Annotated in this window: 11 protein-coding genes and 2 other annotated features; of the genes, 2 read left to right on the top strand and 9 right to left on the bottom strand. The window is 37.9% G+C overall.

Annotated elements, in window-relative coordinates:
* Positions 1-67 precede the first annotated feature (67 nt).
* Complete coding sequence (locus GGQ92_RS08905; protein WP_184247367.1) at positions 68-1,687, top strand: ABC-F family ATP-binding cassette domain-containing protein; 1,620 nt, start codon at positions 68-70, stop codon at positions 1,685-1,687.
* A 235-nt stretch (positions 1,688-1,922) separates the two neighbouring features.
* Entirely contained in the window at positions 1,923-2,219 is a 297-nt protein-coding gene (locus GGQ92_RS08900; RefSeq protein WP_184247364.1) for a HesB/YadR/YfhF family protein, read from the top strand.
* A gap of 431 nt (positions 2,220-2,650) precedes the next feature.
* Here the strand turns inward: GGQ92_RS08900 and trpA are convergent, their stop codons facing one another.
* The 9 genes from trpA to GGQ92_RS08855 form a co-directional block, all read right to left on the bottom strand.
* Positions 2,651-3,442, bottom strand: a complete 792-nt coding sequence (trpA, locus tag GGQ92_RS08895) for a tryptophan synthase subunit alpha (protein ID WP_184247361.1) — start codon at positions 3,440-3,442, stop codon at positions 2,651-2,653.
* Positions 3,435-4,637, bottom strand: coding sequence for a tryptophan synthase subunit beta (gene trpB / locus GGQ92_RS08890; protein WP_184247358.1), 1,203 nt, complete (start codon positions 4,635-4,637; stop codon positions 3,435-3,437). The genes trpA and trpB overlap by 8 nt, the downstream gene beginning before the upstream one ends.
* Positions 4,638-5,252: a phosphoribosylanthranilate isomerase gene (locus tag GGQ92_RS08885; protein WP_184247355.1), complete on the bottom strand. Its 615-nt coding sequence runs from the start codon at positions 5,250-5,252 to the stop codon at positions 4,638-4,640.
* Positions 5,253-5,254: 2 nt separating this feature from the next.
* Positions 5,255-6,037 (bottom strand): indole-3-glycerol phosphate synthase TrpC, encoded by a 783-nt coding sequence (gene trpC / locus GGQ92_RS08880; RefSeq protein ID WP_184247352.1) that lies wholly within the window; start codon positions 6,035-6,037, stop codon positions 5,255-5,257.
* A gap of 2 nt (positions 6,038-6,039) precedes the next feature.
* On the bottom strand, positions 6,040-7,071 hold the full coding sequence (trpD, locus tag GGQ92_RS08875) for an anthranilate phosphoribosyltransferase (protein WP_184247349.1): 1,032 nt from the start codon (positions 7,069-7,071) through the stop codon (positions 6,040-6,042).
* Positions 7,043-7,654, bottom strand: a complete 612-nt coding sequence (locus GGQ92_RS08870; RefSeq protein WP_184247346.1) for an anthranilate synthase component II — start codon at positions 7,652-7,654, stop codon at positions 7,043-7,045. The genes trpD and GGQ92_RS08870 overlap by 29 nt, the downstream gene beginning before the upstream one ends.
* Positions 7,635-9,029 carry an anthranilate synthase component I gene (trpE, locus tag GGQ92_RS08865; RefSeq protein WP_184247343.1) on the bottom strand — a complete coding sequence of 465 codons (1,395 nt, stop codon included), beginning with the start codon at positions 9,027-9,029 and terminating at the stop codon, positions 7,635-7,637. Before trpE ends, GGQ92_RS08870 begins: the two co-directional genes overlap by 20 nt.
* Positions 9,030-9,126: 97 nt before the next feature.
* Positions 9,127-9,355, bottom strand: a binding site (T-box leader).
* 40 nt (positions 9,356-9,395) lie between these two features.
* Positions 9,396-9,632 (bottom strand) — a binding site (T-box leader).
* 86 nt (positions 9,633-9,718) lie between these two features.
* Positions 9,719-10,267, bottom strand: coding sequence for a 3-dehydroquinate synthase II (locus GGQ92_RS08860; RefSeq protein ID WP_246384303.1), 549 nt, complete (start codon positions 10,265-10,267; stop codon positions 9,719-9,721).
* A gap of 136 nt (positions 10,268-10,403) precedes the next feature.
* The gene (locus GGQ92_RS08855) at positions 10,404-12,101 is read right to left on the bottom strand and encodes a methyl-accepting chemotaxis protein (RefSeq protein ID WP_246384301.1); all 1,698 of its coding nucleotides are present in this window, start codon (positions 12,099-12,101) and stop codon (positions 10,404-10,406) included.
* Positions 12,102-12,459: the final 358 nt, after the last annotated feature.

Raw genomic sequence — 12,459 nt, 5'->3', positions numbered from 1 at the left:
ACAATTGACTTCAACTCATAAATCCCTTAAGCTTGCTATAGTATACAATGATGGAGGAAAATATAAAATGCTGCAAGCTACAAACGTGAGTCTTCGTTTTGGAGATAAAAAATTATTTGAAGATGTTAATATAAAATTTACACCTGGTAACTGTTACGGATTAATTGGTGCGAATGGTGCTGGGAAATCTACCTTCCTTAAAGTATTATCTGGTGAAGTTGAACCACAGTCTGGACATGTATCCCTTGGGAAGGATGAACGTCTTGCTGTTTTAAAGCAGGATCACTTTGCATATGAAGATTATGAAGTTTTAGAAACTGTCATCATGGGACATACACGACTTTATGAAGTGATGAAAGAAAAAGACGAAGTATATGCGAAACCGGATTTTTCTGAGGAAGATGGAATGCGCGCTGCTGAACTAGAAGGCGAATTTGCTGAATTAAATGGTTGGGAAGCAGAATCCGATGCAGCTGTTCTATTAAAAGGTCTAGGTATTACGGAAGATTTACACACGCAAAAAATGGCAGAATTATCTGGTTCTGATAAAGTAAAGGTTTTACTTGCACAAGCACTTTTTGGTAACCCAGATATCCTACTTTTGGATGAGCCTACAAACCACTTAGATATTCAGGCGATTCAATGGCTAGAAGAGTTTTTAATTAACTTTGAAAACACTGTAATTGTTGTATCACACGATCGTCATTTCTTGAACAAGGTTTGTACACATATTGCAGATGTTGATTTTGGTAAGATTGAACTTTATGTTGGTAACTATGATTTCTGGTACGAATCAAGTCAACTTGCATTACAGATGGCAAAAGACCAAAACAAGAAAAAAGAAGAAAAAATGAAAGAATTACAAAACTTTATAGCTCGCTTTAGCGCGAATGCTTCTAAGTCTCGTCAAGCAACTTCTCGTAAGAAAATGTTGGATAACATTACATTAGATGATATTAAACCATCATCTCGAAAGTATCCATATGTTGCATTCCAGCCTGGACGTGAAATTGGTAATGACCTCTTACGTGTGGATGGCATTTCAAAAACAATCGACGGTAAGAAAGTACTGGATAATGTAAGCTTCACAATTAATCCGAATGACAAAGTAGCTTTCGTTGGACGTAATGAACAAGCAGTTACTGCTTTATTTGATATTTTAGCAGGTGAGTCAGAGCCAGACGAAGGAACATATACATGGGGTGTTACGACATCACAATCTTATTTCCCTAAAGATAACTCAAAATACTTTGAAGGAAATAATATGACGTTGGTAGACTGGCTACGTCAGTATTCCCCAGAAGATGAGACAGAAACATTCTTACGTGGTTTCTTAGGTAGAATGCTATTCTCTGGTGAGGAAGCCTTGAAAAAAGCTAGTGTTCTTTCTGGAGGAGAAAAGGTTCGCTGTATGCTATCTAAAATGATGTTAAGCCACGCGAACGTGCTCATTATGGATGATCCTACGAACCACTTAGATTTAGAGTCGATTACTTCTCTTAACAATGGATTAATTAGCTTTAAAGGTTCGATTCTATTTAGATCCCATGACCATCAGTTTATTAACAGTATTGCAAATCGACTGATTGATATAACACCTACGAAAGTCATCAATAAAGAAATGTCATACGATGAATATATTGCGGATAAAGCTTTACAAAAAGAAATTGAGGAAGCTTACGCATAAAGTAAATCTGTAACCAGTGGAGAGAATCCGCTGGTTTTTTCATTTTAGCGAAGGTCGAATAATATCTCCTTTCTATTTTTTATAGTAAGATAGATATAAGTTGGAAAGTATAAAAGATAGATAAAAGTATTTCTTTTACGTCGCTCAATCCGGCGATTTTTTCTATTACATTTAGATACACAATGTACCTCCGTTTATTTTAGTAGTTACTATCTGACAGAGAGGGGAAAAAGCAATGAAAATTGAAGTTAGCGAGAAAGCTTTACAGTGGTTTAAAGACGAAGTAGGCTTAGAACAAGGAGATAGTGTTCGTTTTTTTACACAGATTTATGGGTCTAGCCCTATTCAAGAAGGTTATGCACTCGCCTTCACAATTGAAAATGATTTGAGTGATGCTTCGGTGCAAGTGGAGTCTGATGGTATTACTTTCTTTGTTAATGAGACTGACCTCTGGTTCTTTAAAGACTACAATCTATATGTTGAGTATGACGAGAAGCTTGATGAAGTTGAATACCAATATAAAAAGGACTAAGGGTAGCTTAAGAGTAATATTCGATTATCACACTTAAAATGGGATTTCACAGAGTCAAAATCAGATTGTCACATTTAAGATGGGATTTAGGCATCTCAATATCAGATTACGAGTTTTAATATTGGATTTCATTACCGCAACATCAGATTCTTGATTATATTAAATAAAATTTATTATTTACCAATTGGAATCGAGTTAGAGGGTTATCAAATGTTGACCTCCGTTATCCGATCTTGAGAAGGAGATATCTGATGTTAATCTCGGTTATCTGATTTTGAGAGGGAATTATCTAATGTTAACCTTCGTTATCCGATTTAGAGCGGGAGATATCTAACGTTAATTAGACTTATCTGATTTTGAAATATACTACTTAACAATAAAAAATTCACAGCCAAGTTTTTAATACTTGAGCTGTGAATTGTTGTTTATCTTTAGCTTTTTACTTTACTTAACTGTGCGGAAGCAATTAACTCTTTAATTGGTTCACGATCTCCTTTGTACAGCAGATCTACAATTCTACTACCTACAATTACACCATCGCAATGTTCGGTTAAGTCCAAAACATGTTCAGGTGTTGAAACTCCAAATCCTGCTAATACAGGTACATCACATTGTTCCTGTAGTTTGGATAAATAAGTCCCAACGTTTTCCTGGAAATCAGTACGTACTCCAGTTGTACCCGTCACCGTAACAGCATACAAGAAGCCTTCCGTACGTTGTGCAATTTCAGCAATCCGTTCTTCTGGACTTGTTAAAGCAGCAAGTCGAATCAGGGCGATATCAAACTTTTTCAGGCTTGGTGTAATGATTTCCTCTTCTTCTAAAGGTAGGTCTGGGATAATCAGTCCATCTACACCCGCTTCGTCGCATACTTTTGCAAATTCTTCTATTCCAATTGCATGGATTGGATTCAAATACGTCATTAATACAATTGGTAATGTGCGCTCTTGTTTCGTTTCTATGAGTTTGTCTAACACACCTCTTAGCGAAACACCGTCTTTCAGTGCACGAATGCCTGCTTCTTGTATTGTCGGCCCATCTGCAACGGGATCTGAGAAAGCAATTCCTAATTCTACAGCTGTTGCTCCTGCATCTTGCAGAAATTCTAGTTGCTCGTGTAACTTATCAAGTCCGCCATCACCAGCCATAATATATGGAACGAATGCTTTATCTCCCCGCTCAAGCACTGCAGAGAATGCTGCATCTAATTTTTGTTTACCCATCTGCGTTACCTCCTAGTGCATCCCTTACCGTTTCTACATCTTTATCTCCTCGACCAGATAGACAGACAACCAATACTTCTTCTTTGTTCATCTGTTTAGCAAGCTTCATTGCATAAGCAATTGCATGTGAGCTTTCAAGCGCAGGTAGAATCCCTTCCGTTCGAGACAACTCCTGCAACGCCTCTAGAGCTTCATCATCTGTGATATAGTCGTAATGAACACGACCAATGTCATTCAAATAACTATGTTCTGGTCCAACGCCTGGATAGTCTAAACCTGCAGAAATGGAATGCGCCTCTTTAATCTGTCCATGCTTATCTTGAAGGAGATTACTCATCATTCCATGTAAGACACCTTTTTTACCATACTGTAACGTAACGGAGTGCTTATCCGTCTCTACTCCTTTACCACCAGCTTCTACCCCATACAATTTCACTGATTCATCGTTAACGAACGGATAGAACATCCCCATTGAGTTACTGCCTCCACCAATACATGCAATAACAGCATCTGGTAAACGTCTTTCCTTATCTTGGATTTGCTTTCTTGTTTCCGTTCCAATCATACTTTGAAAATCACGTACGATTTGCGGAAATGGATGTGGTCCAACAACAGAACCGATGATGTAATGTGTATCCTCTACATTTGTCACCCAGTAACGTAATGCTTCATTTACCGCATCTTTTAATGTTCCACTGCCTTGATCAACACTTTCAACTGTCGCTCCTAATAGCTCCATACGGAAAACGTTCAACTTTTGACGTCTAACGTCCTCTTTCCCCATAAATACGATACATTCTAAACCTAATAAGGCACAAACCGTTGCTGTTGCTACACCGTGCTGACCTGCTCCTGTTTCTGCAACAATTTTCTTTTTACCCATTCTCACTGCTAGTAATGCCTGGCCAAGTGCATTGTTAATTTTATGTGCACCTGTGTGGTTTAAATCTTCTCGCTTTAAATATATTTTAGGTCCACCTAGCTTTTCGGAAAAACGTTCCGCATAGTATAGAGGTGTCTCGCGTCCTACATATTCTTTTAAATAATAATCAAATTCCGCTAAGAAATCATCATCTTGGATTGCCTTCGCATATTCTTTATCTAGTTCTAAAATAGCTGGCATAAGAGTTTCTGGCACGAAACGCCCACCAAAATCACCGTAATGTCCTTTATTATCTGGCGCTTGATATGTCATTTAATTTTCTCCCTTCTTCGCTGCTAAAATAAATTGCTTGATCTTTTCGATATCCTTTTCTCCATCTGTTTCTACACCACTTGATACATCTACCCCTGCTGGCACTACTTCTTGTACAGCTTGAGCTACGTTTTCAGGTGTTAATCCACCTGCTAAAAGTACTTTTTTGTTGAGGAAATTAAAGGTTTTCGCTAAATTCCAATCAAAGGCCTCCCCATTTCCTCCTCTATATTTCCCTGCTGGACTGTCTAATAAATAATAATCGCAGTGATATGATTCTAGCTGTTCCAAATCCTTCTCTGACCGCACTTGGAATGCTTTAATCACCGGGAAAGGTAATTGATTCACAAACTCAGGTGTCTCATCTCCATGAAGCTGGACATAATCCAATCCGACTGTTTGGACAATCTCTTCAATTACAGCTCGTTCCTCATTAACGAAGACACCGACTTTTTTTACGTGGGATGGGACATAGCTTGCTAATTCTTTCGCCTGCTCTACCGTAACTTCTCGCTTACTCTTGGCAAATACAAACCCAATAAAATCCGTTCCTGCATCTGCTGCTGTTTGAATCGCTTCTTTATTCATTAATCCACAAATTTTTACTTGAACCATTTTCATTCTCCTAATGGAATACGTAATGAATCAAAAGTTGCTTTTAAATTGTCAGACCGCATCATAGTTTCGCCTACTAATATGCCTTTGGCGCCAGCTCGCATCACTCGTTCCACATCTGCTTGATCCTTCATCCCACTCTCACTAATAAGAAGAGTGCTAGAAGTATCGATGAGACTTGCAAGCTTTTCTGTTACTGCTAAATCGACATTAAAGGTTTTTAAATCTCGATTATTCACCCCTACGATTTTAGCTCCGATTCGTTTGGCTACTTCTAATTCTTCCTCGGTATGCACTTCAAAGAGAATCTCTAATCCTTTTCCCTCTGCATACGCATATAATTCCTTCAATCTCTCTTCTGGTAATGCTGCTGCAATTAATAGAATGAGATTAGCACCGGCATCATATGCTCGATCTATTTGAATTTCATCAATAATAAAATCTTTATTTAAGACTGGAATGTTAACCTTCTGTCTTACTTGTTGCATATCTTCAATGGTTCCCTGGAAAAAAGGTTCATCTGTTAAAACAGAAATTCCTCCAGCTCCATACTCCTCATAAGTTACACCTTGTTCTTGAGGATTTACTTGATCGTTAATCAAGCCTTTAGATGGAGATGCACGTTTAATTTCTGCAATGATACTCATTCGATCCGATTTCATAAATGTATCATAGAGAGAAACCTCCACGCGTTTTTCTTTTATCGTGCCTGGCACATATGTTTCTTTTAATCTTGCTACCTCTTTTTCTTTCTCTGCTAGTATTTTATCTAAAATCGTTGTCATGTTTATCGTACCACCTTTTGTTTAATACGACTGCTAAAGGCAATCAAATTCTCTAATTTTTCTAGGGCAGCACCAGAGTCAATCGATTCTCTTGCTAGCTCGACACCTTGCTTAACTGTCTCTGCTTTTCCTTCTGCAAAGATACCAAGACCCGCATTCAATAAAACTGTATCACGTTGTGGACCTTTCTTTCCTTCTAATACTCTACGTAAGATGACCGCATTTTCTTGTGCATCGCCACCTCGGATATCATCATTCGAGACAGTAGGTAGGTTTACTTCCTCTGGCGTTAACGTAAATTGAATGATTTCTCCTCTATCTAATAATACCAGATGGTTCTCTCCGGCTAAAGAAGCTTCATCCATATGACCCGCTCCATTCAGTACTAATGCACGTTTACGACCAAGTTTATGAAGAACATTCGCTAAAACGTGCAAGGAATCTCGTCGATAGGTTCCTAGTAGTTGTGTCGAAAGCTCTACTGGGTTTGTCAACGGACCTAACACATTAAATACAGTAGGAATTCCTAATGCCTGGCGAGCTGGCATCACTTTTTTCATCGCTGGGTGTACGTTTGGAGCAAATAGAAAAGCAATTCCATTCTCTTCTAAAATCTCAAAGGTCTGTTCTGGTGTAAACGAAAGCGAGACACCTAAATGATCTAATACATCTGCACTTCCTGTCTTACTTGAAATGCTACGATTCCCGTGTTTCGCAACTGTTAGTCCTGCTCCGGCCATAACGAATGCAGAAGTAGTACTAATATTAAAGCTTTGCGAACCGTCCCCGCCAGTACCGCAATTATCAATAGCTGTAGTAATATGAGTTGGAGTAGTGATAGTAGATTTCTCTCGAATAACGTTTACTAATCCTGTAATCTCATCCGCTGTTTCTCCTTTGGCTTTAAGTGCTGCAATAAACGCTCCAATCGTAATATCATCGGTATTATCTTCAAACATCACACGTGCAGCTTCTTCCATTTCCGTTTGTGATAAATCATTTTTATCAATTACTTTCAAGAGATAATCTTTCATTAGAATTGCTCCTCTCATATGCTTTGAAAAAATTACTTAAAAGGACTTTTCCTTTTTTTGTACCAATTGATTCCGGGTGAAACTGTAATCCGTAAACCGGTAAATACGTATGTTTAATTGCCATAATTTCTCCATCATCCATCGCAGTTGCTGTAACAAGTAGCTCTTTTGCCAGAGTTTCTCTACGAATAACAAGAGAATGGTATCTCATCACTTCTAATGGTTGTTCTAAATAATTAAATATTTCATCATTCTCATGTCTGATTAAGGAGGTTTTCCCATGTTTGATATATTTAGCATGGTCAATCTGTGCTCCATATGCTGCGCCAATTGCTTGATGACCTAAACAAATTCCTAAGATAGGGAATTTAGTAGAGAGCTGCTGGACAATATCTATACAAATCCCCGCGTCTTCAGGAGTTCCGGGTCCTGGTGATAAAATAATAGCTTCTGGATTTTTATTTATAATTTCTTCTAATGTTATTTTGTCATTACGAACAACTTCCACTTCTTTCCCGAGCTCTGCAATGTACTGATACAAGTTATACGTAAATGAATCGTAATTATCGATTAATAGTATCATGTTGACTAACCTCCAAAATAGACTTCGCTTTATTTAACGTTTCTTCATACTCGGATTCTGGATTGGAGTCATAAACAATGCCTGCTCCAGCTTGCATATATGCTGTTTGATTTTTAATAACCATCGTTCGTATCGCAAGTGCTAAATCCAAGTCTCCGTTCATATTGATATAGCCAACTGCTCCAGAATAGACGCCTCGCTTTTTATCCTCTAATTCATTAATAATTTGCATCGCTCGAATTTTGGGTGCTCCGGATACTGTTCCTGCTGGAAGCGCGGAAATTAATGCGTCTAATGCTGATTGATTTTTGTTTAATACACCTTGTACTTCAGACACGATATGCATTACGTGCTGATATCGCTCAATAACCATGTATTTTGGTATCGTAATTGAGCCAATTTCACAAACCTTTCCTAAGTCATTCCGACTTAAATCGACGAGCATTTTGTGTTCGGCTAGTTCCTTCTCATCCGCTAACAATTCTTCTTCCAGACGAAGGTCTTCTTCTGTTGTTTTTCCTCTAGGGCGCGTTCCAGCTATTGGATTCGTTACAACATGGCTTCCCGTCGTTTTAATTAAACTTTCCGGTGAAGCACCTAGCACAATGTATCCATCAAAATCAATGAAATACATATATGGTGATGGATTCGCAACTCGCAGTTTCCGATAAAAAGTAAATGGATCTGCATCAAAGTTTGCTTTCATTCGTTGAGATAATACAACTTGAAAAATATCTCCGTCCTTGATGTGTTGCTTTGCTGTTTCAACCATTTCTAAAAATGTTTTACATTCAATCGCTGGTTTGAATTGTACAGCAAGAGTATTTTCGTTCAGCGCCTCTTCTGTTCCTAGCACTTGATCTTTCAATGTTTGTAAATCTTCTTCTAACTGTTGGTTATTACGACTTCCATCTAAATTGGCGGTAATAATGGTCAATGTTTGTTTCTTATGGTCAAAGACGAGAACATTTTGATAGATCATCATGTGTACATCCGGCATATCAATTTCGTCATCTAGTAACTCGCCAATCTCTTCATATTGGCGGATTGCATCATATCCGATATAACCGATTGCTCCACTGTAGAAGGCGAATGGTAAATCTAATTCTTCATTGGGAATATGCTGCTTGAGTACCTCTAGTGGCTTTTCTCTTACAGATGTTTCTGCGCCTTCTGTATGATGGATAACAGTAGTTTGATCACCGTCACCTATAATTTCTTTGTACGGATTCATTCCTATAAAAGAAAATCGTCCTTTTTGGTCATGATTGATTGAGCTTTCTAGTAAAAATTTTTTAACTCCTTTTACCTTATTAAAAATCGAAATTGGTGTCATCGTATCGCCATTTAAAGTAATGCTTTTATAATCGGTCATTTTGTTCTCTCCTTTTTTTGGATTTGGGTGAGTACTTATATTTATGTGTGTCATAATTTTAAAAACGAAAAAGTCCCTACTCATGCATAACTACATGAATAGGGACGATATCTACCGCGGTGCCACCACTATTTGAAGAATGCAGCCATAAACTCTGCCATTCTTCCTCTTCACACCTTTTAACGCAGATGAGGCGTAGCTTCTTACTCCAATTCAGAAGCTCTCTCCAAGGTCCATTCCGATTCCTATCTATGTCAGGATTTCACCGGTTCCTGACTCTCTGTATTAGAGGGAGGTATCGTACTATTCCTTTTCAACGATTTGATTGATTTAACTCTATATAAAACGAAAGGGTTTCCCCATCCAATAAAGGACGAGGAAACCCGTGGTACCACCTTTGTTAGCTAATAAAAGCTCACTTTACGTCCGATCGATTCGAACGCTTCCCATTTGCAACGAGTGGGTTTCTCGCCAAAGCCTACTAGTAATCGTTCGGTTTGGGGCTCAGAAGTCCATTCACCTAACGTGTATCACTGGTTCGCACCAACCACCAGCTCTCTTTCATACAACATTTAAGCTACTCATCTTCTTCAATGCCATTGATTTTATAATTCATTGTTTTCTTATTTTAGTATGTCATCTTCTATTTGTCAATCCATTTTCGCTAAATTTTCTGATTATTTCGTCAATCACTTTTCAATAATGTATTCTTCTATTTTTTCACCTAGATGTCTTCCAGGTGTATCCGGCAAAACTAAAATCTTATCTCCTATGTTTAATGAAATGCCTTCCAGTTCCTGTTGGTTTTTCCCGAGCAAATGAGTGCTGTCTCCTTCTTGAATGGTCACAGAGATTTCCTTATCTTTTATTTTGGCCGCAATCCGAAGTAAAGGTCGATGTTCAATTTTTACTCTGCCAACTGCAATTTCTCGATAACTGCCATCTTCTTTATATATAGGTAAAGTTTGACCAGCCTTGATTTCTGATAAATACGAGGTTGCACGGTTGCTCGTAACGATATACTGATGAATCGCACCACCATTGACTCGAAACGTTCTTGCCGGGTATGTATCGGTTGTACGATTTTCTGCAAGTATCATCATATAACCATGACCTGTATTTCCAACTAACAATCCTTCCGTGGGCTCCAACTCATCAACAAAATCAATACATACTCTAGATCCCATTCCGATTGATTGAATTTCGATTATATCTGCTTCTATTAACTGAAGTTCCAATGGAAAACCCTCCATTTTTAAAAATACTTATTTGTATTATGACACATACTTTTTTTATAGAACAGAGATAGGATACAATGTTAAATATAAAAGCCCTCTAAGAGTAAAGCTATACACTCTTAGAGGGCGAGATTTCTCATTTTGCTAATTTAAATTGATGTACCAACTCATTTAATTGTTCTGCTAATTGAGATAATTGTTCTGAGTTATTTGCCACCTCTTCAAATGTCGCAGATGTCTGCTGAACAGAAGCAGCTGTTTCCTCCACTCCTGCAGCAGATTCCTCAGAAACAGAAGCGACTTCTTCAATTGATTGATTCATTCCTTGTGTATGGTCGGCCATTTCCTTTAAGTTACTAGTCACTTCTTGAACATTAGAAATCATAGTCGTTATTTCATCACTTATCTCATTAAATGTAGTTCTTGTGGAATCAATTTTTTCCGTTCCTTCTCCCACTGCTTGATAACCATTCTGTAAGGCCTCAGATACCGTGGACGAATCGACTTGAATATTTGTAGCAATACCTGTAATACTGTTGACAGAGGAAGATACTTGTTCGGCTAACTTTCTTACTTCATCTGCCACAACCGCGAAACCTTTTCCTTCTTCTCCTGCACGAGCAGCTTCAATCGCCGCATTTAAAGCTAATAAATTAGTTTGCTCCGCAATAGAATTAACAACCTTCACTAGCTCCGTAATTTCTTGTGACTGCTGATCTAAGTTCTTCATCTTTTCTACAGAATCTTCTACAATCTCGGTTATATGCTTCATTTGATTGCTTGAAGCATTCATCAGATCTTGCCCTTGCGCCGTCATATAAATAATTTTCTCGATACTTGCTTCCATTTGTTGACCGTTTTGATTAGCTTGTTCCATCTGGTTAGCGAAAGTGCTCATGGAATGGGACAGATCACTGGCACTGTTCGCCTGCACTTCTGCTCCATTCGCTAGTTCATCCATCGTTGTGACAATTTGTTCTGAACTTACTTTCACTTCTTGTGCAGAACGATTAAGATTTTCACTATGACCGGAGACCGATCCTGACACTTGTTGCACATTTTGAATAAGAGTTTGCGTTTGCTCACTCATCAAATTTGTAGCTTCTACTAGCTCAGATGTTTCATCACGTTCACTTGTTTGTAAAGGTTCATGACTAAAGTCTCCTTTTGCTAGTAACTTCAACCGATTCATGACTATTTGAATTGGTTTGGTTATGCTGTTACTGATAAAGAATGTAATTAGAACACTAATAACTAAAGTAATAAAAGCTATAATGATCATGGTAATACGAGAAAAATCATTTGTATATGATAACCTATCACCCACAACTGCAGTCTGTTCTCCACGATCCATTGCTATCTGGAATCCTTTTTCTTGAAGTTCTTCGGACACCCTAATAGATTCATCCGTTAATCTTTTAGCCTGCTCCATCTCGCCTTTCTCATATAACTCGATAGCTTGTAATTGCATATCTTGTAATTCATCCTTATGCCTGAATAACTCTTCATAAACTTCATTACTATTTAATGTCAGTAATTGTGTTTCAACTTGCTCCCCGATTTCTAACTCTCCCATATATTCTTCTTTCCATTTGGGATCACCGGATAACATATAGTTGTTGAAATCGCCACCTAATACAATAAGATGCATCACATACTGCATTTCCAAACCCATGAGAGGTATTTCATTTGTAATCAGTTGATCAGAAGATTTATTTATTGCACGTAATGCTGAATAATTTACTACACTACTAATTAATATTAATGCAATAATGATTCCAATTCCCCAACCGATTTTACGACGTATACTTTTGAACTTTATAAGATGTCTCATTCCTGTTGCCTCCGAATCTATGATGATATATGATTTACTACTATCTTATCGGTGGATTTGTTTAAAATTGAAGTGATATAGGGGAATTTCCCTTTGGTAAAATACGGTTCTGAAGAGTTTATATGAATGAAATAGCAAAGAGCTTTTCGATTGAATATACAGTTCCTTAGTTTTAGGATTAAGAAAAACCGCGCAAAAAAACTGCGCGGTCCTTTTCTGTTTGCCGTGACTAGTGCACATCTGATAATTTATATTCGTTGCCTTGTATTCCTTTATAATACTCTGGATACATTTCTCCCCCACATTGCTCGCAACTAAATTGGGGTGGGACAGTAGGATCTCCTCCATCCATCAAATC

The sequence above is a fragment of the Gracilibacillus halotolerans genome, from assembly GCF_014206945.1.
GTDB classification, from domain to species: Bacteria; Bacillota; Bacilli; order Bacillales; family Amphibacillaceae; genus Gracilibacillus; species Gracilibacillus halotolerans.
Note: the sequence above shows the minus strand (reverse complement) of the source record. Positions and strands in the feature narration are given on the sequence as shown.

Bases quoted from the DNA above. Each gene is read 5' to 3' on its own strand.
- GGQ92_RS08905 (WP_184247367.1), top strand. From the start codon at position 68: ATGCTGCAAGCTACAAACGTGAGTCTTCGTTTTGGAGATAAAAAATTA.
- GGQ92_RS08900 (WP_184247364.1), top strand. From the start codon at position 1,923: ATGAAAATTGAAGTTAGCGAGAAAGCTTTACAGTGGTTTAAAGACGAA.
- trpA (WP_184247361.1), bottom strand. From the start codon at position 3,442: ATGGGTAAACAAAAATTAGATGCAGCATTCTCTGCAGTGCTTGAGCGG.
- trpB (WP_184247358.1), bottom strand. From the start codon at position 4,637: ATGACATATCAAGCGCCAGATAATAAAGGACATTACGGTGATTTTGGT.
- GGQ92_RS08885 (WP_184247355.1), bottom strand. From the start codon at position 5,252: ATGGTTCAAGTAAAAATTTGTGGATTAATGAATAAAGAAGCGATTCAA.
- trpC (WP_184247352.1), bottom strand. From the start codon at position 6,037: ATGACAACGATTTTAGATAAAATACTAGCAGAGAAAGAAAAAGAGGTA.
- trpD (WP_184247349.1), bottom strand. From the start codon at position 7,071: ATGAAAGATTATCTCTTGAAAGTAATTGATAAAAATGATTTATCACAA.
- GGQ92_RS08870 (WP_184247346.1), bottom strand. From the start codon at position 7,654: ATGATACTATTAATCGATAATTACGATTCATTTACGTATAACTTGTAT.
- trpE (WP_184247343.1), bottom strand. From the start codon at position 9,029: ATGACCGATTATAAAAGCATTACTTTAAATGGCGATACGATGACACCA.
- GGQ92_RS08855 (WP_246384301.1), bottom strand. From the start codon at position 12,101: ATGAGACATCTTATAAAGTTCAAAAGTATACGTCGTAAAATCGGTTGG.